General features: G+C 34.6%; 20 protein-coding genes and 1 pseudogene. 7 read left to right on the top strand and 14 right to left on the bottom strand.

Features of this window, described 5'->3' with window-relative positions; all coding sequences use genetic code 11:
* Positions 1–554 precede the first annotated feature (554 nt).
* From LEP1GSC059_RS18625 to tpiA, 5 genes are all read right to left on the bottom strand, one after another.
* Entirely contained in the window at positions 555–1547 is a 993-nt protein-coding gene (locus LEP1GSC059_RS18625; protein WP_020981229.1) for a response regulator transcription factor, read from the bottom strand.
* On the bottom strand, positions 1547–2680 hold the full coding sequence (locus tag LEP1GSC059_RS18630) for an LIC_12097 family sensor histidine kinase (protein WP_004429326.1): 1134 nt from the start codon (positions 2678–2680) through the stop codon (positions 1547–1549). Before LEP1GSC059_RS18630 ends, LEP1GSC059_RS18625 begins: the two co-directional genes overlap by 1 nt.
* A gap of 6 nt (positions 2681–2686) precedes the next feature.
* Positions 2687–3343: an endostatin-like outer membrane lipoprotein LenA gene (gene lenA / locus LEP1GSC059_RS18635; RefSeq protein WP_002178463.1), complete on the bottom strand. Its 657-nt coding sequence runs from the start codon at positions 3341–3343 to the stop codon at positions 2687–2689.
* A 67-nt stretch (positions 3344–3410) separates the two neighbouring features.
* Positions 3411–3746, bottom strand: coding sequence for a preprotein translocase subunit SecG (gene secG / locus LEP1GSC059_RS18640; RefSeq protein ID WP_002178629.1), 336 nt, complete (start codon positions 3744–3746; stop codon positions 3411–3413).
* A gap of 108 nt (positions 3747–3854) precedes the next feature.
* Positions 3855–4607 (bottom strand): triose-phosphate isomerase, encoded by a 753-nt coding sequence (gene tpiA / locus LEP1GSC059_RS18645; protein WP_002178765.1) that lies wholly within the window; start codon positions 4605–4607, stop codon positions 3855–3857.
* Positions 4608–5175: 568 nt separating this feature from the next.
* Here tpiA and LEP1GSC059_RS18650 point away from each other — a divergent pair.
* From LEP1GSC059_RS18650 to LEP1GSC059_RS18660, 3 genes are all read left to right on the top strand, one after another.
* Positions 5176–5988, top strand: a complete 813-nt coding sequence (locus tag LEP1GSC059_RS18650; protein ID WP_017214769.1) for a hypothetical protein — start codon at positions 5176–5178, stop codon at positions 5986–5988.
* A gap of 782 nt (positions 5989–6770) precedes the next feature.
* Positions 6771–8141 (top strand): hypothetical protein, encoded by a 1371-nt coding sequence (locus tag LEP1GSC059_RS24450; protein ID WP_235592108.1) that lies wholly within the window; start codon positions 6771–6773, stop codon positions 8139–8141.
* On the top strand, positions 8119–8463 hold the full coding sequence (locus LEP1GSC059_RS18660) for a hypothetical protein (RefSeq protein WP_017214771.1): 345 nt from the start codon (positions 8119–8121) through the stop codon (positions 8461–8463). The genes LEP1GSC059_RS24450 and LEP1GSC059_RS18660 overlap by 23 nt, the downstream gene beginning before the upstream one ends.
* Positions 8464–9529: 1066 nt before the next feature.
* Here the strand turns inward: LEP1GSC059_RS18660 and LEP1GSC059_RS18675 are convergent.
* From LEP1GSC059_RS18675 to LEP1GSC059_RS18715, 9 genes and pseudogenes are all read right to left on the bottom strand, one after another.
* Positions 9530–10441 (bottom strand): FRG domain-containing protein, encoded by a 912-nt coding sequence (locus tag LEP1GSC059_RS18675; RefSeq protein ID WP_017214774.1) that lies wholly within the window; start codon positions 10439–10441, stop codon positions 9530–9532.
* A 61-nt stretch (positions 10442–10502) separates the two neighbouring features.
* Positions 10503–10979, bottom strand: a complete 477-nt coding sequence (locus LEP1GSC059_RS18680) for a hypothetical protein (RefSeq protein ID WP_020981170.1) — start codon at positions 10977–10979, stop codon at positions 10503–10505.
* A 102-nt stretch (positions 10980–11081) separates the two neighbouring features.
* Positions 11082–12005: an FRG domain-containing protein gene (locus LEP1GSC059_RS18685; protein ID WP_017214776.1), complete on the bottom strand. Its 924-nt coding sequence runs from the start codon at positions 12003–12005 to the stop codon at positions 11082–11084.
* A gap of 605 nt (positions 12006–12610) precedes the next feature.
* Positions 12611–13030: a hypothetical protein gene (locus LEP1GSC059_RS18690; protein WP_020981262.1), complete on the bottom strand. Its 420-nt coding sequence runs from the start codon at positions 13028–13030 to the stop codon at positions 12611–12613.
* An 83-nt stretch (positions 13031–13113) separates the two neighbouring features.
* The gene (locus LEP1GSC059_RS18695; protein ID WP_020981244.1) at positions 13114–14685 is read right to left on the bottom strand and encodes a hypothetical protein; all 1572 of its coding nucleotides are present in this window, start codon (positions 14683–14685) and stop codon (positions 13114–13116) included.
* Positions 14686–15067: 382 nt separating this feature from the next.
* Positions 15068–15926 (bottom strand): annotated as a pseudogene (locus LEP1GSC059_RS18700) (hypothetical protein).
* 180 nt (positions 15927–16106) lie between these two features.
* Positions 16107–16838 (bottom strand): succinate dehydrogenase/fumarate reductase iron-sulfur subunit, encoded by a 732-nt coding sequence (locus LEP1GSC059_RS18705; protein ID WP_020981188.1) that lies wholly within the window; start codon positions 16836–16838, stop codon positions 16107–16109.
* A complete protein-coding gene (locus LEP1GSC059_RS18710) occupies positions 16838–18751 on the bottom strand; it encodes a fumarate reductase/succinate dehydrogenase flavoprotein subunit (protein WP_002177780.1) in 1914 nt (637 codons plus the stop codon). The genes LEP1GSC059_RS18705 and LEP1GSC059_RS18710 overlap by 1 nt, the downstream gene beginning before the upstream one ends.
* An 18-nt stretch (positions 18752–18769) precedes the next feature.
* A complete protein-coding gene (locus tag LEP1GSC059_RS18715; RefSeq protein ID WP_002177801.1) occupies positions 18770–19450 on the bottom strand; it encodes a succinate dehydrogenase cytochrome B subunit, b558 family in 681 nt (226 codons plus the stop codon).
* A 268-nt stretch (positions 19451–19718) separates the two neighbouring features.
* Here LEP1GSC059_RS18715 and LEP1GSC059_RS18720 point away from each other — a divergent pair, with 268 nt between their 5' ends.
* The 4 genes from LEP1GSC059_RS18720 (at position 19719) to LEP1GSC059_RS18735 (ending at position 24245) form a co-directional block, all read left to right on the top strand.
* Positions 19719–21245 (top strand): aldo/keto reductase, encoded by a 1527-nt coding sequence (locus LEP1GSC059_RS18720; RefSeq protein WP_017214780.1) that lies wholly within the window; start codon positions 19719–19721, stop codon positions 21243–21245.
* A complete protein-coding gene (locus tag LEP1GSC059_RS18725; RefSeq protein ID WP_004429185.1) occupies positions 21235–21699 on the top strand; it encodes a DUF309 domain-containing protein in 465 nt (154 codons plus the stop codon). Before LEP1GSC059_RS18720 ends, LEP1GSC059_RS18725 begins: the two co-directional genes overlap by 11 nt.
* A gap of 244 nt (positions 21700–21943) precedes the next feature.
* Positions 21944–22819 (top strand): alpha/beta fold hydrolase, encoded by an 876-nt coding sequence (locus LEP1GSC059_RS18730; RefSeq protein ID WP_020981281.1) that lies wholly within the window; start codon positions 21944–21946, stop codon positions 22817–22819.
* A 592-nt stretch (positions 22820–23411) separates the two neighbouring features.
* Positions 23412–24245 (top strand): LA_0442/LA_0875 N-terminal domain-containing protein, encoded by an 834-nt coding sequence (locus LEP1GSC059_RS18735; protein ID WP_020981252.1) that lies wholly within the window; start codon positions 23412–23414, stop codon positions 24243–24245.
* The last annotated feature ends 3 nt before the right edge of the window (positions 24246–24248 follow it).

Below are 24248 nucleotides of genomic sequence, written 5' to 3' on the forward strand. Positions count from 1 at the left end.
AAATTTTTGTCGTAAAACGTTGTTTTGGTAGGAAATTTTTGGGTAGTCTTTTATAAGTTATGGTAGTTGGCGTAGGTTCGGTCTATAAATCAATTTCGTAAAAGTTTGTTTTATCGGAAAAAAGATTAAATTGAACTTAGAAACAATCATGTTTTTGGTATTGAATGTGAGTTCGGCAAAAGAAAATGAAAAAGAATTTTCTAAAAGTAGCAGTTCCTACAATTTCAGAATTGATTTGTAAAATTGTGATTTGTGCTAGTTCCCACATTTTTAGTGTTTATGGCAATATTCGAAGTTTTGTAAGAGTTCCCACATCTATTTTTTCAGAGGGTAAAATAAAATTTTAGGAAACAGATTCCTGGCGCCAGACTCAAGTTGTTTAAGTAAAAACAGTAAAATCAAGTGAGTGAACTTTTTTTTATTTTCGTATTGAATCTTTTCCTATCTAAAATTTAAAAATAAAGTAGTTCCTACATTTTTAGATTTTAAAACAACTTCTTTATAAAAGTTTAATTTCTAACGTTAAACATAAGTTAGATGAATTTGAAAATCGTTCAAACTTCGTAGATAGAAAGAGATTTATAACTTTTGTTTCCTTGTTTATCGAGTAAGGCGATAATTTCTGTTCTGGCATCTTTTTCTATATTAAAAATCAACTGATCAGAAATTTCCCTACAAATGTATAAACCTCTACCGTGGGAATCTGCGAGTCCCGGAGGAAATCCTGTGTTTTCGTCGACGGTAATATGACGATCCAAACGTTTTAAAATTTCTTTTTTATCTAAAGAACCAAAATGATCTCGGATCACGATGATAAAAGTGTTTTCGGCAATTCCATAACCAATTTCGAAAAAATCAGACTCAGCGAGTTGAATGTTTTCTAGAGGAATTACAAGATCACGGGAAGGAAGTTCGTATTGGTATTTATAATTTCCTTTCGAATCTATAGGAGCTCGAATCATAACGTTGGAAGTTAATTCTTCTAAAATCTGATTGATTGCGTTAGGCGCTCCTTTCTCGATCAAAAACTTGGCGATTCGATTGCAGATAAAATTTCTCTGTTCGTCTGAATAGATTCTTTTAAAGACGATTCCGTTTGGGTGAGGAACCGAAAAATCTTTATCTTCTGGTTCTGATTCTTGAATTACAAAATCGGTTCCGAAATATTTTTCTACTCCGAATATGTCCTTAGTAAGAAGTTTGTGAACCATTACGGAGATCAGTTTAATATCTAGAAAAGAATACTTTGGAATGATATTCCAAATTCCATGTTTATATGCAAAGTTGATGTAGTCATTGATGTTGTAAGCGGTCATCAAAGTGTAGAGAACGTGAGGAAATTCATGTTGGATGGTTTTGATCAGATCTAGTCCGGTTTTACCTGGCATACGAATGTCTGTGATGACTAGATGGATTTTTTCGTTTTTTAAAATGTCGATCGCTCCGTCGTAATTTTCAGCGTCAAAAATATTGTAGGTAGAGGAGAGTAAATCTTTGATCGCTTCCCGGATCGAATGGATGTCTTCAACGATCAATATATTATACATCAGGAAATGTGCTCTTGATATTGTGTAAAAGGTAAAGAAACTCTAAACCTTGTTTTCTTTTCAAAGGATTTGACAGATAATTCTCCTTTGTGTTCTCGAACGATAGAATGGCAGATGGAAAGCCCAAGTCCGGTACCGATTCCGGTTTTATTTTTGGTAAAAAAAGGAGAAAATATCTTATCGATTAGATTGTCCGGAATCCCTCCCGCATTGTCTTCTACAATGATATGTACCATGTTTCTGGTTTTACGAACTTCCACTCGAATTTTTCCTTCTCCATAATCGAATGCTTGTAAAGAGTTCTTAAATAAGTTGATAAAAAGTCTTTCTAGTTTTACTGGATTAAACTGAAACGTGGTTCTGGGTTCGCATAGAATTTCCCAAGAAATGTTTTTAGAAAGCACTGGATATACCCAGATCACGTTCTCTCTTGCTTTTTGAATGGTTTCATAAATATCTGCGCTTGTAGTTACTAGTCGATCCGGTTTTGCAAAACTGATAATATCGGTGACGATCATAGCGGCTCTTGTTAGATCTTCTTTCATCATATCCAAACGTTTACGAAAAAAGTCAGGATCCATTGAAGTAAGATTGTTCAAAAGACTTTGAAGGGTTAAACTCATACCAGTAAGAGGGTTGTTTAGCTCGTGTGCAACACCGGAAATAAAAATTCCCAAAGAAGCTAAATTTCGAATCCTTAGATTTTCTTCTTCTTTTTCTTTGATTCTAGTAATGTTACTTACCTTTTCTAAAACGGAACCTATATTACCTTCTTTTTCGATAGGATAAAAGTCCAGATAGAGAGTTTCTTTTTGGCCTTTGACAGAATGAAAAATTTCTCTATTTACGTCTGATCTGGGATATTCAAAGTATCTGTTGAAATTTTCTTCGCTCGATTGCATTCCTTTCATCGGGCAGTAGGGACATACGTCGCTACGATTGTATAAAACTTCGAAACATTTTTTACCTATAATGGATAAAAACGAAGATTGACCAGAAAATTCCAATGTAGACCGATTGACTCTACGTATACGAAATCCTGGGTCGATCAATACCAATGGTTCCGTAATTCCATCTAAGATGGCTTGAAGTTCACCGGTTTTTTCTAAGAGATTTTCCTGCAACGAGGACATGAAGATTCAATATTGTAGAGAATCTTTAAAAGTTTGCAGTAACTTTTTTTTATTTTTTGCCGATTCTTGGCTTTGCATTTCTTGAAGTCTTAAGAGCTGAATCAGAAAGTCTTCCAGAAGTTTGATATAAAATTCTTGTTTGAATTCTGATCTTTCTCGATTGTCCGCAAGAAGTTGGATTGGATAACGAACTTCTTTGCCGTTTTTATCTGAGTGTAAAAGAATATCGTCTACGTCCTGATCCAGAGGAGTTTCATCTGTTAGGCGAATGAGTGTAATATCAGAACCATCCATACTTTCCGATTTCACTTCAGTAACAACTTTAGAAAGAGTGGTTCCGGTAAATTCTAAAAGAATCGATTTACTTTCTGCCTTTTCGATTCCGTTTTTACCTTCTTGAATGGAATGTTTAGCGACCTTAATTCCCTTTCGATTTGGATAGGTTCCAAGAAAGGTAACAAAGGTTCCACTGGGAATCGATTCCATTCTTTCCAACTTCAACAATTCTCTAGCGATACCAAGCTCTTCATAGATCTTTAAAATTTTTCGATTTAAGATAGAAGCAGTGTCAGAAGAAGATTTATGTTTATGAATGTCTTCTTCTTTGTTTTGAGAATCGATAGAACCGTCTAGTAGTAAAAAAGTTAAAAAAAATAAAATCAATCCTTGATTCCAAATAGGACTTTTGAGGTTAGAAAAAAGCACCTCTAGAATTGGTTTGGATTTTAAATTAAGGATTGGCCTTTGGAAGAGTAGAATCAGGATTTTGAGTGTTTGTTTCACTTTTAGTTTCCTCTGGTGGCGCGGTCAGTGCAGGAGTAGTTTCCGGCATCAGTTTGTCTTCTTTTTTAGCGAAGAGGAAGGAAAGAAGAAGAGAAAGAACGATGAATAAAATCGCTGTTACTCGAGTAGCTTTAGTAAGAACATCCGCAGTGGAAGAACCGAATACGGACTGACTGGAGCCTCCTCCTAAAATTCCTCCTCCTTTGCCGGTCTGAATCATAACGAGTAAAACCAAAAAGAGAGAAACAAAAACAAAAAGGGTTAGAATGACGCCGTTTAACATATCAATACCTGAAAAAAAATGAATCCTTTGCCAGATTATGAATCCTTCGGAAGGTGACAATTAAAATACTCATCCGAAGTGTTTTCCAAACTGAGCTTTATAGTAGGATTAAAAAAGTCCCGTAAAGGAATTGATTTTCTGACTGGCTCCTCCAACTAAACCACCGTCTATATCTTTTTCTTTTAATAGATCTTGAATGTTGTCTGGTTTTACAGAACCTCCGTAGAGAATAGAAATGGATTCTGAAATGGAAGAGGCGCCTACGAAAAGACCGGAGATTTCTTTACGAATGAAAGAATGAACTTCTTGAGCCTGAGAAGGGGTGGCAACTTTTCCAGTTCCGATGGCCCAAACTGGTTCATAAGCCAAAATTAAATTGGAAAAAAGTACACTATCAATTTCTTTTAAACCTTCTCTAATTTGAGAAGACAGTACTTCCAATGTTTTACCGGATTCTCTTTCGGAAAGGGTTTCTCCAACACAATAAAGGGCTGTAAATTCGTTCTTTAAAAGAAAACGGATTTTATCATTACAGAAAAAGTTAGACTCTCCTAAAAATTGACGGCGTTCCGAATGACCAACCATCACAACTTTAACCCCAATTTCTTTCAGTTGATCGGGAGAGGTTTCACCGGTAAAAGCGCCAAGTCCGGAGTGGTAACTGTTTTGGGCTCCAACGATTACATTACTTCCTTCTAAAATTTTGGAAACGTTTTCAAGATGGAGAGTGGAAGGAAATACCATGGAAACTTTATCTTTAGATATGGATGGGATTTTTTCTTTGATCGAATGGGCTAGGGAAACAGCTTCTTTCAGAGATAAATTCATTTTCCAGTTTCCTGCAATAATTGTCTTACGCATAATTTCCTCGTTTAAAAGATGAGTTCAATCGGACTGGGAAAAGTTTTTAGGAAAGGGAAATCCCTACAAGAATTTTTGAAACTTTTCAACCGATTTTGAAACTTAAGAAAATGAAAAAAAGTTGGTTTTCTAAAAAATTTAGGGCGCATGGTCGGGCAAATTTCCAATTCAAAGAAAATTATTGTTTCAAACAGCCCGACCACCAGGCTCTCAGCTACGGTCCATTCTAATCAAATGTAAAATTTGGAATTCATATTTTAGTCGAATGGACCCCGCTTCGATCCTTTGCGCGAGGATTTTTTCTGAAATCAAAAAATTAGACTTTATAAAACAAATAGATTACATTGAATTCGCGTTAAATAGATTAGAATTGTTGAAAAATTTCATAGCTCAGATTAACTGCTTCAATTGATCGTTTCCATGAAATGAAAACCGATGGAGATTCATTTTTTAACAACTCTATTTTTGATTTAGTATCAATATGGGTTTTTATCGAATAGAGATTGTGTGATTCATATTATAATTTTTGAAATTTAGATGGAACTAATTTAAGTGTTTGGTAAATAGAATGATTTATTTTTGGAAACCGATTTTTCGAAAGATTTGTATCCGATCGATGGTATTAATTACGGTTATTACATTACCAATAGAATCCAATAGTAGGGCGCCGAAAAAGATACACGCTGCACCTGGAAGTATTTTATACGCACATTCAAAAAACGTAAAGTTATTAGGAGAGAAATTAGAGATTGCTTGCGAATATCGATGTTCGATCCGAGCCAATTATAAAATCAATTCGATTCAAAAAGGAAGTTATCTTTTTGCGTTTGTATTGCCTGCGTCAGCGAACTTGGAAATTTTTCAGGGTCAAAAAATAATTTCAGCCAAATCTAAACCGGATCTATCTAGAAAGGAATTTTCCGATTCCATGAGAGTGCAATACAACGGGAATAAAAGTTACGGTCTACCTCATGTTGCAGAATTTTCGCTGAATTTAGAAGAAGGGATTCAAGAAATTGAAATCAGATACCAAATGCGTCCGGGTCAAAATGAGACCGGTTTTGGATATTTTTCTTTTGGAGATTCTGATTTTTGGGGGGTAGTTGAATATGATCTTTGGCCTGCAAAAGAATGGGTTTCCGAAAAATTTCAACTTACATTTGAAATGAGCGTTCCAGAAGAAAGAGAATTTTTTATTTTGGGAAGAAGACGTAAGTTAACTTGTTTTGGATTACAAAAAAACGGTTACGAAACTAAAAATTTAGGATCTCTGGAATCGTTTTATCATTCTGGAAAAAAAGTTTTACGTTATCAATTTGGATCTAAATTTCCAGATATTTTAAGATGCACTTATAAGTTAAAAGAACCTTTATATCAATAAAAAAGTAAATCGGAGATGATCTTAGAAAAAAACATTTATAGAATTGAATATTCTAAATTTTGAAAATTTTTTTGGCTTTGGGTTTGAATTGAGCCATTACTCATTAGAATTGTTGAAAAATTAATTCATTATCTGTTTCTGTTTCATGGAAACGGTTCATTGAAGAAGTTTTGTTAATTTGAACTAGGGAATTTTTCAACAACTCTATTCTATAAAATTGAATACCCGTAAAATATCGCGATAAAACATCGATTGACGCGAGAACTCGGCAGGGCGCATTCTTTTCTTACATTCCGCACAACGCAAACAGCGAATCCCGACCTTTCCTCCGGAAGGTCCTCGGCTCCACTGTTTTGCAAGTCGCTCCATGTAAAAAAGAATCTCTATTCAGCGCCCGTACCCCACAGAACTATAATCTCTCCATTAAACCTTTTCCCAAAAAACTCACTGCTAAAGATCGCTTTAACCAAAAGTTCCCTCACTTAAATACTGACTATTATACTCAGATCACTAAGAATCTATTATCTACTCTCTATCCTAAAAGTTGCCCTGACTGCAAAGTTCCCTTAAGCAAAGAATTTTCCACGCGAGAAAATGTAATTCGTTGTCCTAAATGTAATTACTTAGAATCAAGGACCCCTAATACGCCATTAGAACATTTGAAATTACCTCTGTGGGTGTTCAGCTATTTACTCATTGAATCCATTGAACTCTTTCCATTAGGTTTATCGGCTTCAGCTATTTGCAGAAAGTTATCAGTCTCTAAGAACACTGGAACGTTGTTGAAAAGAAGACTTCAGATCTTCTGTAGTGATTTGATACCACTGATTAAAGATGAGATGGTAAAGGATCTAAAGAAAGCTTGGAAAGGTAATAAACTGCCAGAATCAGGGGATTTAAAGCCTTTTATCGAAGGGTTGCCAGTTGTTCATACAGATACATTGGCATTGTTCTCAGCTTCTCAAAGAGCGAATGGATATCGTAAAAGATTTAAACACAAAGGTCAGACTGCTTCTATTTATTTAACAGATTCAGTAGCTGAACAAAGAGGTAAGTATCAGATCGGAACTCTTTGTCATACGATTGCGATTAAGGGTGGCCCAGTAATATTATCGTCTGTTCCTGATCAAAAACAAAAGAGTCTTCAACCACTGTTTGATTTTTTACCAACAGATGTTCCATTGTTTTCTGATGAAGGTCTACCTTGGATGGAACGATACAATGTTAACTTTAGATCTGTGAATCATTCAGCGAGAGCAGTTGATTCTAAGAGAAATGTCTGCGGAAAGAATCGTTGGAGTAAGGATGGAATTCATTCTCAAGTAGCTGAAGGAAATCAAAGGACTATCAAGTATTCTTTCATTGCCTCTTACAGTTATATTAGACCAGAGAATAGTATTCTTTATTTGAATGAATACTCTGCTCTTAAGGGATTGAGAGTATATGGTTTAGAAAGACTCATTGGAAAGAAAAAGTTAGGAAACTTGCGGAATGTAGGGAGTGGATATAGGTTTAATAGTAAGTCAGGTAGAATTACCCAGAAGCCAATCAATCTGCTAAAAAAGAAGCAAGATCTACTTTATCAACTACCAACAACTTTCACAAGAATTCACTCAGATCATAGCAAATCGAGAAAGAGAATTCAGAAGAAATATAGATTCATTTTTGACGAGAATCGTTTATTCCCACTTAAACAAGCGCATATTGATTATTTAAACTTCATGGAATCCGGTTCGAGACGAAGACGGCAAAGGGAAAAATTCTATAACTCGATTGCTTATTCAATCTGGAATCAAATGAGTTTTGAATCCGACTATAATTTACTACAACATGACTTTAATGAGCTAACAAGTCATAAGCCGATGTTTCGGATCATTCAAAGATGGGCAAAGCTTGGAATCACTCATGTAAAACAAATCGGAAAGAATAAATTCGAAAGAAAACAATTTTTGATTAAAAAACTTATCCCCGAGTTACCTGACGTTTTATATACCTTGGATCGAAAGCAATTTGAAAACAACGACGACTTCAGCGAAGGAATTGAAATTGAATTCGAAAACCCTACGTTCGGCGGGAAAATAAAATACGGAATTAATAAAAAGAGAAGAATACAACTATTAGGAAAATGTAATGACAAACAAGAAGAAGATTGAAAAGGAACAGGCCACATTTAAATTTTCATCAAAAGATTTTTATGATCTACTCGAAAAATGCCAAAAGAAATGTTCTTTAACCGGAAGAACTTTATCACCACTTACGGCAGAAATTGAACTTAGAGAGCCATATAAGCAGGAAGGGATAGAAGAGATTGATAATCATTATTTTGTCCATAAGACTGTTTCTTATCTCGCTCGCTATGTTTCTGAAGAAGAGATTATAGAGGTTGCGGCGGATATAATAAGATTTCGAGGGGCAGAGAGAGGATATGCTCTTTCGAAAAATAAAATCCAACATGAAAAACGAAAGTATAGATAACGAATTTCCTAAGCACGTAATCCGAAATATTCTTGATGGTGTTCGGATTCGGCATTATCAGAGAAAAAGATGGGCTGAAAGTAGAAATCAAAAATTGAGTATTACGAGGAATTGGTCTCAGTGTTTACGCAACAATAAAAGCAAACTTACCAAGTTGTTTTTAAAGGGAAATATAATTCCAAAATCTCCCAATCTTTGGAACGGATACCTCCGGTTACAAAAAATTAAATTAAAGAATATGTATGACTTATATACTTTCTGGCAAATGACGGAGGTCCGAAATTTAGAAAAATTGAATAATCGGAAGTGTTTCAAAAGGAAAGACGGTCATTGGATATTGGCCTCAAAAATGCAAGTTCAGAAGCTTAATAGGAGGAAGGAACTAACGAATGTAAAGATCGCGAAATCTAAAGGTTATCATATAAAGCTTCAGTTACAGAAATTAAGAAATTCGTATCGGAGGTTTCAAAATAATAAAGAATCAACTGAATGGAATAAAACGTTTATTGTCACTCTGCGAAAGTTCGATGATCGGAAAGAAAAAGATTGGAGTATTGCATGTCGAATCATTGTGAATAAAATGAATAGGCATTTAACCTTATAATCCTATAATTGAATTTCTGGTATTCAGCATACTGGAACACGCTTTATAACCGTATTCTAAGCCGTAGTTTTCCCAGGTAGTGGTTTCGCAAGGGCTTAAAATGATTTTGTTAATACAAGTTTCTATATTCCCTTTCGAAACGTAATTATACTCATTATCACAGCTTCGCAAGTTTTTACTTTTATTAATGAAAGGCAGAGAGTTATGCTCACGACATTTGTCATCACCCATTGTCGAGATTATTTTACCAAGTATTGCTCTACTGCTACTTTCTCCGCACAATGAAATTTTTAAAGTCGCAGCTATGATAAATTGATCTTTCGCTTCCGATCTTGTTATTTCTGATTTCGAATTTTTGTCTTTGGCGGTATAAAAAGGATCTAATATGCAATTGATAAAGAAGATTGTAATTATAGAGAAATTAAGTATTCTTAGATTTGTCATTGATAAGTTAGACGGCGTTTACTTTTTGTCATCCCATAATACCCTTTCTTTTATATATTCACCTATGCCATAAGGACCCGGAAACAAATGAAGAGCATCTATATTAAATTTTGTAAGCGATCTTAATATTTTTTTAGATTCTTGTCTCGGTATATTGAACTTAATGAGATCATCGCTAAATTTAACATATTCTTCGACAGAAATTATCTCGGCGCGAGAATTCGGCCTTTTCCAGTTTCTTATTAAAGCTAGAAAAACTCCTTTCTGAGCAACTTGATAGCTATTTGTATATGTGTTATTTTGAATTAGCTGATATCTGGGTTTACTAATTCTCTTTTCTTTATTCGAAAAGAAAAAGTCATCTTTTTCATTCCCTTGTGTAAATGAAGAGTTTTCAACTTCGATCGCGTAGACAGAAAACTTTAAGCTGTTATCCTTATACTTTTGAAGGATACTTTTAGCCCCGAAATATAAAGCGACGTAAGGTTGTAAAGTAAAATCTAAGAAACATGTAGCTAATCCGCAATGTTGTGCCATTGCTATTACAGGATAGTATTCCTTTGTAGGCCAAGGAAGTTGGCCTTTACCAATTTTATTATGGTACTCGATAAAATTTTCAGATTCATTACTCATGTATATTTTTTCGTCGTTTGCAACGAAGAATCCAGCCAAATTAGCGTATTCAATGAACTCATGAATAGCCTCGTATTCTAATTCAATTTGATCTCGATTGGATCTTTTTGAAATGCTATCGATTATAAAATCATGGTTAAATTTGGTTTCTTTTCTGAGAGCTTTAGGCAATAAATTCCAAGCTGAATTTCCTTGGCCTCGAAAAGTATATTTTTTGGTATACCCATCCCATAATTTATTCACAGGACTTAATTCGATTAATGCTTCCTCAGCCGTGCTAAGTTCTATTTCTTTCATCCAAATTTCTTAAAGTAAACTTCCTCTAACGAAGCGGTAAGCACGAAGTTATGTGGCGTTTTTAATGTAAAAGCCTAAGCTTCTCACCTAGTTTATCTATGAACTTATGATATTTAATTGGCACTACTTCTTTTGAAGTATCAATTAACCAAAATTTTCGTTCACTTCCAAAACTATATTCGATATATAAGCCACCCTGATCATGACCATCTGGATCTCCAATCTTGCTATTGTTTTCGTCAAGCAAAGCCAATGGAAAATCAAGGAGTAGATCTTTTGTAAGATCGAAATCACTCGTATGTAATGCTTTATACTCGCCATTATAAAAGGTATTTTCGTAAGGAAGCTCTTCTTTATAGTTTTTATAAATTTCCTTTGCGCTCAGTTTATAAATACTCACGCAATTTTCGAAACATTCTCCGGCATAGAACCCGAATATTAAGTAATCATTATCTTTAAGAGTTATTCCTTCTTTTTGACAAGAAATAAGAACAACTAAAACCATACTAAAAAATAGATTGTTTGGGATTATTTTCATTTATTTAAAGCCTATAGTTGAATAGACTTAATAGCTGTAAATAAGACAATCGATTCTAAAAAATTTTAAAAACTGTCGCAGTCAGGCGGCGTTTACATCCTTTTAAAACCACAATTCCTTTTCTTTAATGAATTGAGTGTGTCCAGGAAACAAATGCAATGCGTCCACTGAATGTTTCGAGAGTAATCGTAAAATTTCTGGCGCAAATTTTTTTAAAATAGTAATTTTAATAAAATTTTCAGATTCTTCTATTTGATTTTTGATATAATCTTCTACCGATAAAAGTTCAACCTGAGCATTTGGATTACGATTTTCTCGAACCAACCCAAGAAAAACACCTTTTTGAGCGATTTGATTATGGTTAGAAAAAGAAGTGCTTTGAATGAATTGATATCTAGTTCTGCTTTTTAACCGGCTTGCAAAAGCCTCTTTTTCTTCAGGGAAATATTTATCATAATCCCCTATTCTAAACGCGCTAACATTTACATTTATAGCATATACTGAAAACTTAACATCATTATTTCGAACTTGAAGGGCACCTTTTGCAGCAAAATATAATGCAATATATGGGTTTAATGTAAAATCTAAAAAACAAGTTGGGAGATTATAATGCTGAGCCATGGAGATTATTGGATAATATTTTTTAGTGGGCCAAGCTATTGTACCTCGCCCAATTTGATTCAGGTAATCTATAAAATTTAAAAATTCGAACTCTTTAAATATTTCGTGATCATTTGGCGTATAGAGGCCTGATTGATTGCTATGTTCAACAAATTGATAAATTAAATTGAATTCAAGTTCAATCTGTTCTCTTATTGTTCTTTGATTTAAGGTTCGCCCTTTCTTAATTCGATCATCGGTGTAAAATTTTGTTCCTTTTCTAATGACCTTAGGTATCAATTGCCAAATTTTATTTGCTTGTCCTCTAAAAGCATATTTCGAAAAAATAGGCTCCTCCCATCGCTTATTTGAAGGGCTTAGCTCGAATAATATTTCTTCTATAGTTGTTAATTCAATATTTTCCATTAAATAATAAGAATAGATGTAAATGTCGCTTAACGATTAATCGACGAATATCTTATCTTTGTGAGAATAGATATTTAAACTAAAAAATTGAGATTAAATGTAAATTTCAAGAAAAACTAAGAAAAGGAATTTTTTTCTATGTATAATCTATCCAAGTTATATTTAATACATAAGGCTATTGTAGCAATAAAAAAGCACTTAGAAGGAACGCCAGAAAATAAAAGCCTCGGTTGGTATTTCGCTACGGATTTTGAAAATGATTTTTATAAAGGTCATTATGAAATCATATCCGTTATCTTTTCTCACTAGAAAGTCTGAGTCTTTATTAATCGAATTCAGAGAATATTATGACTAAGTTTTTAACAAATGGAATCCTTTTAAAAGTGTGTCCGAGCTGTAATCACCGGTACGGATTAGATCATACAAAAAGGTATGATCGGGCAGTTCATTCTTGGTATTTTCGCGTTCTTTGTAAAAGCTGCAACCTTTCAAGCAAAGAGTATCTCATTTTGGAATAGGCTAAATTGGAATGGAACAAACTCGGTTAAAAGATAAAGTTCTTAGGAGCTATGTTTCCTAATTACCTAATCTTCGGAAGTATCAAATTACCAATTTTTCTTTCTTCTGATCTTGCACCAATCCCAATATGCTTCAAGAAATCCGTGGTTTAGCATTTCTTGATTGAAGCCATCGTCCTCTGGGGCATCTTGTAATGTGATACTCTTTAATTCCCCTATTTCCCCATTCGGCACGGCGATTCCATCAATCAAGCATAGAGACGAGAATATAGAGTTTGCGGCTGCATTCGCGAAGATCTTACGCAGAGCAGATTGAAGAGGGGGACTCCATTTGATTTTTGCAAGGGCAATTTCTTCATCGAGACTTAAGTCACCATTGGGAGGGTATGAAAGTGCTGCGTTACGATTTTTTGCAAATAATATATCGACACTTGCGACGGACATTTCTTCCACTATTGAATGGAGAGCAATAAGGAATATCTTCAAGTTGTTTTCCGAAAGGGACATTAAGTTTCTCCAGAATTAAAATAGAAAAAATGCGAATTTTACTAATCGATCAGATATAGTACGACCAAACCTAAAAGAATGATCTAAAGTTGAAAAGGCATTCGCTCAGTCGGAATCCCTGTCACAAACGGAAAGAAGCCTTCTTCTTTGAATATTTCGAATTCTTCCTTATTCATTTTTCTTAATGGATAGAGAGTTTCACATATTTCAAAGAAGGTTTTGTTTTCCGGCAAGTTACGCAACCATTCCTCAAATTCTTGTGTAGTAAATATTTGTAAATCAGAGAAATGAGAAATTATTTCCGGCGATTTCGTGACGATAATGTATTTGAAATCAGATGGAATTCCTACTTTCGAATAATTTTTCCTTAAATAGTCAATTCTTTTCAATACCTTCTTTTCCCAATTTTCTTTTAACTTTTTCAAATGTTCCTGTGTTTTTAAGAGATCTTTGAAATAAATTTCTAATGGGAGGTTGTGATTTTTAGCTTCAACAAGCACGCATGTTGAATTTTTATCCGAAAATATTAAATCAATATCACCATAGTTAACTTTTCCATCTATGAGATTAAACTCCCTATCTAATTCTATAAAATTGTATTTTTCGGCTATAAAAGATATTAAATCTAAAAATTTATCCGAAGCTCGTTTCTTATATTCTTCCTTGATTGGTTTATAAGATTCAATAAAAGAGTAATGTATATTTACATATAAACTATCCAATATTAATTCCGGAGAAATAAGATATAAATCGGGGCTTACTCTTATTAATGGGCCACGATTAGTTTCATGGTATCGGAGTTCCGTCGGAGAAAAGTTATTTTCCTTAAATATCAGTCTATCCATTAGCGAGTTAAGACTTTTTGCTTCGAATTTTTCTTCTAAATCTTCCTGAGATAATAATGAGGCTTGAAAAAATACAGGAAGTGCTGAAGGGTGTGTCAAATCAATTTGATCGGTCTCTATATATTTTAATTTGTCACTTTTACTTATTATTTTTTCAGAATAATAGTCGATGAGAAATTTAATAAACTCGATATATCTTTCGAGTGAAAAGCCTAAAGTTTCTTGAAATAGATCTTGGAAAGGAGAAAAATCATTTTCAAATTCTTTAATCAAATCTTGATAATTAAATTTAACATTTCTTTTCAATTCGCTATCTTGGTCAATTCTTAAGAAATACTTGTATATCTGTTTAGAATAATCTATATCTTCAGCCTCATGAAGATGAATTTTCATGAACCGGTCATCCTTTCCCTCTAATTCGATTTTGAATAATTCGATAAAATAATGAATCTCATATTTAGAATTGAGAATGTTTCCGTTATGAATGAGAAAATCTACTATATTAAGATTTAAAATTGGAAAATTTCCATTAATAACTCGAGCCGCTTTTTTTCCGAACTTCGTGCATAATTGAATAACATATTTTATCGTTTCCTCTTCTAATGCAGAAACCATTTCTATAAATTCTTTGTTTTGAAAAGTCGCCCTATCTGGATAAGTATTCAGTGTCCTATTCGCATGGAGTAGGTATAATAAATATTGCAGTTCCATAAAGGTCGTTAATTTTGCTGCTGCTTCAATTAACTTATTTATATCTTTATTTAACTCTTTCTTTAGTTTAAGGTGTGCTTTCTTCTTTAAATCTGACATTTGTATTTCCTCATTAATCATGATGTCTAGTTTGGATTACCTAAAAATTGCTAATATAGAATCCAGTAGCAAAAGTATTATTTAATTATAATAACTTAATTATTGGGAATAAAAGTTTTATGACTAAATAATTAAAAATATATGCCTGCGAATTATATAAGAAATTTGTAGGCATCGCTATATTGATTTATTTTAAAGTTCATTTATTTGGCGAAAAGACCTCGTAGCGAAAATTTGAAAAACACAATCATTTCCAGAGCAAAGAACTTTAGTTTTTGAAAATAAAATGTAGGAACGACTACTTTTAAAAACTCCCAATTCAAGTTAAATTATAGAAACTTATCTAAATGTGAATTTAAAAAACATCTTTTCAAGATCGATTTTAGTTCGGATAATCGGTGATCAGTTTTTGGATTTTTGGATCACTTTCCAATTCATTTAAATTCTGAACTGCTTCTTTGCCTTTCATTTTTAAAAGATTTTCTACAATGACTTCTGCCGATTCTTTTTCAGAATGTAACAAATTGGAAACGAATTTAAAAAGTTTTTCGGATTGAAATCTTGGAAAAATTTTTAAAATTTGTTCTTTGATTTTTTGAGAACTAGAATGAAAAACTCGAACCAAAGGTTCGTAATCATCAATTCTAAAATCGTAACTAAGAAGATCGTCTATCGTACCTAAAATTGAAATTTTTTCTTCTTCATTTTGAGACTGATTGAATTTGGAAATCAAAGAATAGTATCGATTTTCTTTTAGTCTATTTGCAAAGGGCCAGCCTTTCGGTAAACAAGCTGGACAAAGACATCTAACTTTAGAATGTGCCTCTGGAAAATAACGCCAACCGACTGTCTGGGGAAGGCTTTTGATCTTTAGAATTTCTTTTTTAGTTACTTTTCTGGGAAGAACAATTTGAAATCCTAATTTATTCTTTGTAGAAAGTAAAAGCTGAGCAGATTCGATTGCAGTAGAAAACATCAGTTCAGAGTTATAATTTCCGGACCAGACCGGTTCTAAATCCGGAATCTTAAAATAAACTCCGATGACCGGTCCTTTAGAAAATCTTTTAATTTCCCTCAACCATTGGTGTGTGATCCAAAAATCAGAAATGACAGGCATACAAAAAACTCCTCTCCGAATATTTTCATAATGAATCGAAGAAGTTTTGATACCTATCGAGCGACCGTAGGAGCGAGATTGAGTTTTTGTTTTGTATAGGAGTAAGATGTAAAAATACGCTCATAAATATTCATAAGAAAATAGTTTTAAAATTAAACTTACTCTCTAAAAACATTTAAAAATTTTTATATTAAAATATTATACTTTAGCTTGTTTTATTTTGAAAATAAGCTTTCGAATTGGAACCTCTCGCCTTTTTCTAAAAAGACGAGAGGTTGTTAGTTGGGTAGTTTTTTGGTTACATTTAAGAAAGAATGTAATCCCGGTTCATTGTCCGGATAAAATCCCTCTTAATCGATTTAGGACAAACAGCTTCGCACTCGTATTGGTTTGTGCAATTTCCAAAACCTTCTTTGTCCATCGCGTTGATCATTTTTTTTACGCGTTCTTTTTGTTCCACTTTTCCTTGAGGCAAAAGACCGAGATGGGTGATCTTCGCGGAAACAAATAACATCGCACTTGCGTTTTTACAAGAAGCCACACAGGCACCACAACCGATACAGGTAGCCGCGTCCATGGCAACATCTGCGTCTACTTTAGGAATTGGGTTTGCATTTGCGTCGGGAGCGCCACCCGTGTTTATGCTAATAAAACCTCCAGATTGGATGATTCTATCGAACGCGCTTCTGTCTACGACGAGATCCTTGATGACTGGAAAAGCTTTTGCTCTCCACGGTTCCACATAAACGGTATCTCCGTCCTTAAAGGAACGCATGTGCAACTGACAAGAAGTAACTCCTTGATGGGGACCATGCGCTTGTCCGTTGATCATCAGGTTACAGGAACCGCAGATTCCTTCTCGACAATCGTGTTCGAACGCAATTGGGTCTTCTCCTTTGTTGATCAGTTCTTCATTGACTACGTCGAGCATTTCCAAGAAAGACATGTTCGGGGAAACATCTTTTGCTTCGTAGTCTACGATCTTTCCCTTAGTTTCTCCGCTTTTTTGTCTCCAGACTTTGAGTTTCAGATCCATTATTTATAACTCCTTGTAGCGAGATGAACGTTTTCGAATTCCAGTTTTTCCCTGTGTTCGGTTGGTTTTTTACCGATCCCGTTGAATTCCCAAGCGGTTGCATGACAGAACTTATCGTCGTTTCGTTTTGCTTCTCCTTCTTCTTGGTATTCTTCACGGAAGTGACCGCCGCAGGATTCTTCTCTTGTGAGAGCGTCGAGGCAAAGTAGTTCTCCGAATTCTAAGAAGTCCGCGACTCTTCCAGCTTTTTCGAGAGATTGATTGAGTTCAGTTCCGCTTCCAGGAACGTTTACGTTTTGCCAGAATTCTTCTCGGATCTTAGGTATTTCGGCTAACGCTTCTTTTAAACCTTTGTCGTTACGTGCCATTCCGCATTTGTCCCACATCAGTTTACCGAGTTGTCTATGGAAAGAATCTACGGTTCTTTTTCCTTTGATGGAAAGAAATTTTTTGGTGGTTTCTTCCGCGTCATTTAACGCTTTCTTCGCTTCTGGATGATCTTCTTTCGGATGAGAGTTAAATCCAACCCCAGCAAGATAATTACCGATCGTATAAGGAAGAATGAAATATCCATCAGCAAGTCCCTGCATCAGAGCCGATGCTCCTAGACGGTTCGCACCATGATCGGAGAAGTTCGCTTCGCCGATTACGAAAAGTCCTGGTAGGTTGCTCATTAGATTATAATCCACCCAAAGTCCGCCCATCGTGTAGTGAACCGCAGGGTAAATTCTCATCGGTTGTTTGTATGGATTTTCTCCAGTGATTTGTTCATACATCTGGAATAGATTTTCGTAACGATCGCGGATTTTCGGTTCGCCGAGACGTTTGATCGAATCTGCAAAATCCAAATACACACCTTGACCGGATTCTCCAACTCCGAGTCCTGCGTCGCAGGCTTCTTTGGCTGCCCGAGATGCAATATCGCGTGGAGAAAGGTTTCCGTAACTTGGGTATTTTCTCTCCAGATAATAATCTCTTTCCGATTCAGGGATGTCCGCAGGATTACGTGTGTCACCTTTCTTTTTCGGAACCCAAATTCTACCATCGTTACGAAGAGATTCGGACATCAGAGTCAATTTAGATTGATGATCTCCGGACACAGGAATACAAGTCGGGTGAATCTGCGTATAACAAGGATTAGCAAAGAATGCTCCTTTTTTGTGAGCCTTCCAAGTAGCGGTTACGTTACAACCTTTTGCGTTTGTGGAAAGGAAGAATACGTTTCCGTAACCTCCAGTTCCAAGAACGACCGCGTCTGCCATATGTGTGGAAAGTTTCCCAGTCACAAGATCTCGAACCACGATTCCTTTAGCATGACCATCTATTACGATTAGTTCGACCATCTCGGTTCTAGGATACATCTTTACGGCGCCGAGGCCGATTTGACGAGAAAGAGCGGAATAAGCTCCGAGTAAAAGCTGTTGTCCTGTTTGACCTTTTGCGTAGAAGGTTCTGGAAACTTGCGCGCCTCCGAAAGAACGGTTAGAAAGATGCCCACCGTATTCTCTTGCAAATGGAACTCCTTGTGCTACACACTGATCGATAATGTTTACAGAAACTTCCGCAAGACGATGCACATTAGCTTCTCTTGCACGAAAGTCTCCACCTTTTACAGTATCGTAGAACAGACGATAGACGGAGTCTCCGTCGTTTTGATAATTTTTAGCTGCGTTGATTCCACCTTGTGCCGCGATACTGTGAGCACGACGAGGACTGTCTTGAAAACAAAAAGTTTTAACGTTGTAACCGAGTTCGGCGAGGGTCGCGGAAGCGGAAGCTCCTGCAAGACCGGAACCGACTACGATGATGTTGAATTTTCTTTTGTTGGCCGGATTGACTAACTTAATATTAGCCTTATGATTGGACCATTTTTGATCAATCGGGCCGTTTGGAATTTTAGAATCTAAACTCATAAAAGTTTCTCCAAAGAATTACGGATGAACGTATCCCAGTAAAATCGAAAGTGGGATAGAAGTATTACCGATAAAAATCAAAAGCGCGAATAAAATCGCTCCTGCTTTGATTTTGCCGTTTAAGTATGGAGTGTTTAGTCCCAATGTTTGGAACACGCTTGCCACTCCGTGACTGATGTGTGTAGCAAGTAATAACATTGCAAAGATGTACGAACCCGCTACGATCGGATTTTGAAAACCTAAAATTACCATCGTATAAATGTCATGTCTTCCTTTGGAATCAATCATTGCAAAATGATCCGGATTGGTAACTCCGAGAGTGAAGTGTAAAAGGTGATATACGATAAAGGAAAAAATTAAAAGTCCCGTTAAAGCCATGGTTCTAGAAGCGAGTGTCGCTTGCACGGTGTTCTTTTTAGAGTAGGGAACTGGGCGAGCTTGTCTATTTTCGATTGTAAGTTTTATCGCGTAGTAAACGTGAATGATAAAGCTAACAATCAAAATGATTCTGGCTACCCAAAGAAGAGGGGCAATATCTCTCAGTGATTGACCATATGCGTTGATTTTTTCTTGTCCGAGGAAGATCTGAAGATTTCCCAACATATGAACAACCACAAAGCCGAAATAAACGAGTCCGGTCGCTGCCACGAGAGTTTTTCTCCCGATGGAAGACCGGAGGTATCCAGCCTTAAAATCCATACCATTTTCTCCTATTTGATTGGTGGAAAGAATTCATCGAAAAATTTGAATGAACAAAAAAGATGGGTTTAAAATGAAAACAAACCCGTACTTTCTAAAATGAGAGTAAAAAAACGAGCTATGACGAAAAGCATTTTTATTTTGAAGAGAAAAAATTGATACTAGAAAGGTATTAAGATCCAGTATCAATTAGAGATCTAAAGATGTTTCATCAAATACAGAAAAATTTAGTGCGTCGCGTAACAAAACTTTTTCGGAAGATAAAATCATGAATCCTTTCCAAAAACTTTATCAAAAAAATAAACTCAAAGGTGCTTCCGATTCAAAGGTAACAAAAGAATATTCTGAAAATTCTTTCCTATTTAAAAAATATTCCGATAAGAGTGAATTTTTAAATCCATATTTTTCTTTTCGAGGAAGGATATTGTCTAAGATCGCCTTCGGAAGTTATAGAGTAGGACTTGAATCTACTGAACACGAAAAGTCGATAAAACTTTCCTTGTCAATGGGGTTTAACGTAATCGATACTTCTTCCAATTATGGAAATGGAGAAAGTGAAAGTTTGATTGGAAAGGTTCTTCAAGAGGAAATACACAAAGGAGAACTCAAAAGAGAAAATGTTTTTATAATCACTAAGGCGGGATATATCCAAGGAAAAAATTTAGAGATCGTAACCAAACTTGAAAAACAAAACCGAGAATTTCCGGAGATCACTTACTATCAGGAAGGATGTTACCACTGCATTCACCCTTTTTTCTTGGAAGATCAACTTGAATATTCTCTCAAAAGACTAGGTCTTGAAGTCGTGGATGTTTTTCTTTTACACAATCCGGAATACTTTCTCATGGACCGAGAGAAACATAACGTTCCCAAAGAAAAGGCTGTCAAAGAATATTACGAAAGAATTAAAAACTCTTTCCGATTTCTAGAACAAAAACGAAAAGAAGGTAAAATTTTATACTACGGAATTTCATCCAACACGTTTCCAGAAGATCCAGAAAAATATACCGCCACTTCGCTTATCAAAATTCTAAAAATCGCAAAGGAAATTCAAAACGAGCTCGGCTTAAAGGAATCCGGTTTTGCGGTTGTTCAATTTCCGGGGAATCTTTTAGAGAATGGATTTTTAGATTCTAAGTTCGAAGGAAAAAGTTTAGTTTCTATCGTTCATGAAAACGACCTTTTACCTCTGATCAATCGTCCCTTAAATGCAATATCAAACTCAGGAAACATTTATAGACTTTCTTATAATCCAAAAAAAGAAAACCAAGATGTTCTTAAACTTTTAAAAGAAAGATTAGATACGATTTATAAAAAAGAGGAGGAGTTACTTACCGTTTTGCCTCAAGGCTCATACAAATATACATTTCGAACCGTAACCGAGCCCTATTTAAACCAGTTTCAAAATCAAGATCATCTAAATCAATTTTTGGAAAAAACAGCAATTCCTATTGTACAACAACTGATTGCACAGATCGAAAAAGTAGGCGGGGTAAAAGTTCAAACCGAATACATTGAAACTTTGAACGAAGCGCTTCCTGTTTTGGAACAATATGTGTTTCAAAAAAATACAGAAAGTAGAAAATCATTATATTCTAAAATTATAAAATTATATCCCAAATATAAAGAATGGAATTTGTCCTCGATCGCGCTTCACTTGCTTTGTTCTTCATTGGGAAAGGGGGTTGTTTTACTTGGAATGAGAAAAGAAGAATACGTAAAAGATGCAACGTTTTCTTTTGCAGCGCCTGAAACCGAAATTCAATATCAGGATTGGAAACAATTTGAAGTTTGATCCTGAAATCGTAGTTCTTTTTGAACGTATCAAATCTGCTTCTGATCCAGAAGAAACGATTGATTTTGCTTATTCTAATGCAGAAAAACTTTTTCAAAAAGGAAAGTATTTCGAAGCACACGAGGTGTTAGAGTTTCAATGGAAGAAAGATTTTGGAATTAGAAAAATATTTCTTCAAGGAATCATTCAACTTTCTGTTTCTTTACATAAGATTTATGTAAAACCAAACGGTCGTGGGTCTAGAATGCAGGCGGAAAAATCCAAAGAAAAGTTGGAAACCGTTTTAAATTCCAATGATTTGAGTGAAAAAGGAAAACAGATTGTATTGAATTTGCTGCAAAGTTTAGACCAGATCTTAAATCTTTACGAAGGGGATGAGATTTTACCCGAAAAAGTTTCTACTTTCTGTATTCCAAGTCTTCCGAAAGAATGGCGAGAATTGTTCAGGGACTAATGACAGAAAATTTACGGATAGACTTTTTCTTGAAAAACAGAAGATACGGTAATATATTAGAAATATATTATATTTTATAAGATGTAGATTTACAATTCTGTTCTTACTGATCTTTATAAAGTTGAGTGTCGGAAATTTTTGCCATAAAAAGCTATTTGAGTGCAAAATATTGGGTACTCTGTTATATGGTTCTTTAGTAGTATAGAACAAACAAAGTTCATCTGCCTTCTGAAAGGGAAATAATATGAGTAAAATTGAAAGTGGTTTTTTTCAATCCGGGGGATATAATCTTTCGTATAAAATTCATAAAAATGGAAAGGAAAATTCGATTCTTTTATTTCACGGATTTCAAGACGCATCGGATACATTTCTTTATCAATTTCCGTTTTTATCTAAACATTTTAATATATATCGATTTGATTATAGAGGTCATGGAGATTCAGAATGGATTCGAGAAGGAAACTATCATTTCATTCAAACCCTAGTAGATGTTAAAACTTTTGTTTCCAAGTTTCTTCCTGATAAATTTCATATCTTAGGACATTCTATGGGGGGAGGAATTGGAGCCAGATTTGCTGGAATTTATCCAGAAAAAATTTTAAGTCTGGTATGTTTAGAAGGTTTTATGTCGATCCAAAATCCGGAGTTAGAAAAAAAACGTCTGAAAGCTTGGCTGGATACTTTAGAGAACAATGAAGTAGGAGTTAAAGAAAGAAAAAATAAAACTTTTTCGAACCTGGATGAATTGGCTCATCGTTTGAAACCTGTTTATCCAAGATTGGATTCTAAAAAAGTTCTGGATTTGGCAACCTATCTTTCTAAAAAAACGGACACTGGATTTCAGTGGAAAAATGATCCGCTCTATAAAAGGGGATTTCCATTTGTTTTCTCTCCTTATTTAACTCGTCATCTATGGGAGTGTATTTCTTCTCCTACTTTGATCATATATGGAAAGGAAACCCATTTGGTTCCGGAAAATCGGGAAGAAATTCTTTCGCATTTTAGATTTTTAGAATATATTGAAATGGAAAATGCGGGACACAATATGCATCATGATCAACCTGAAAAATTAGAGGAATTATTAAATGAATTTTATCTAAAACATGGATTTTTAATATAATAAGGAATGAATTTTATTTAGTGTTACTCAAGGATCTTTATGCAAAAAAAATGAGTAAAGGATTCCTATCTTGGCATTTTTAAAACGTTTTTTGAGTTTTTATTTTATGAGTTTTGCCAATACAATAGAGTTTTTGGAAAATTAATTCTTCATCAGTTTCTCTTTGATGGAAACGGTCGATTGAAGCAGCTTGAACTATAGGATTCTTCAATAACTCTAATATAAAATGTGAGTACTGTTAATTTTTATCGCAAAACACTGTTTTAATGTAAAATATTGGGTATTTTATTAGAGTTGTTGAAAAATTAAATTAGTTTCTCTTTGATGAAAAAGGTCGATTGAAGCAGTTTTGTTGATATTGTTTTTTAGCAACTCTATTATAACTTTAAGTAGTTATAAAATTATCTGCTTAGTAAATTTCTAAAAATCCATAATGGAATATTTTTGAAAGTGTAAATGTTTATTCATGTTTCTAAATCAATTGAGTCTAAAAAAAATATTGCTGAAAGTGATTCGGTTAAATTAACGTTCTCTGTAAAGAATTTATACTCGTCTTAATACGAAAATCTTAAAAATTCTTTTTTAAATTTTAATGAACTTTCTTTTACAGAATCAAACGAAATGGATTTCAATCTTTTTATTTTTACTTTCGTTTCCTCTTTTAAGCCAACAGATAATTCTTTTGAAAAATGGAACCTCGATTAGAGCAAACGTGACTAGTCAGAATGAAAAGAACATAATCATTCGAACAAAAGATGGAAACGTTCAGATCTTGTCAAAAAAAGGGGTTCTCAAAGTAATTTATAAAGATGTAAACGAAGAGGAAGCAAAACGAATTCGTAAAGAAGAGGAAATTAAAATCCAAGAAGCAAAACCGGCGGAAGATAAAAGGAAGATTGAGGATGAGGTTCCGGTAGAAACAAAAGCTACCGGAAATAGAACTCGTTGGAATTTGGTTTGGAGGTCTGCGGTATTTCCAGGTTGGGGACATTATAAAGCGAATCGAAAAAAAATCGGAATTGTATATGCCTCGTTTTTTTGGTCAGGGGTGATCTTAACTTTGATCGCATCTGATCGAATTGGAGAAAAAAAAACCGAGTATGAAAATTCGGCGCGTATTGGACAAGTCAGCGACTACGCCTTGATCAGAGAAATGATCGTACATGAAAAACGTTCCGAATATAAAAAATCTATAGACGACTATCAAAATTTGGCGATGGGAACCGTTCTAGTTTATTTGATTCAATTGACTCATTCTTATTTTACAGGTATTGATTGGGAAAAAGAAGAAATTGCGATTACACCACAGGGTTCAATTCTTAGAAAAGGAATTCAATTGGATCCTATAAGAGAAACCAATTTCTTAAATTCGGAATCTAGGGTTTTCGGTTTGAAAGCAGAAATTCGATACAACTGGTTCTTTTAAGGA

The organism is Leptospira noguchii serovar Panama str. CZ214 (genome assembly GCF_000306255.2).
GTDB lineage: Bacteria > Spirochaetota > Leptospiria > Leptospirales > Leptospiraceae > Leptospira > Leptospira noguchii.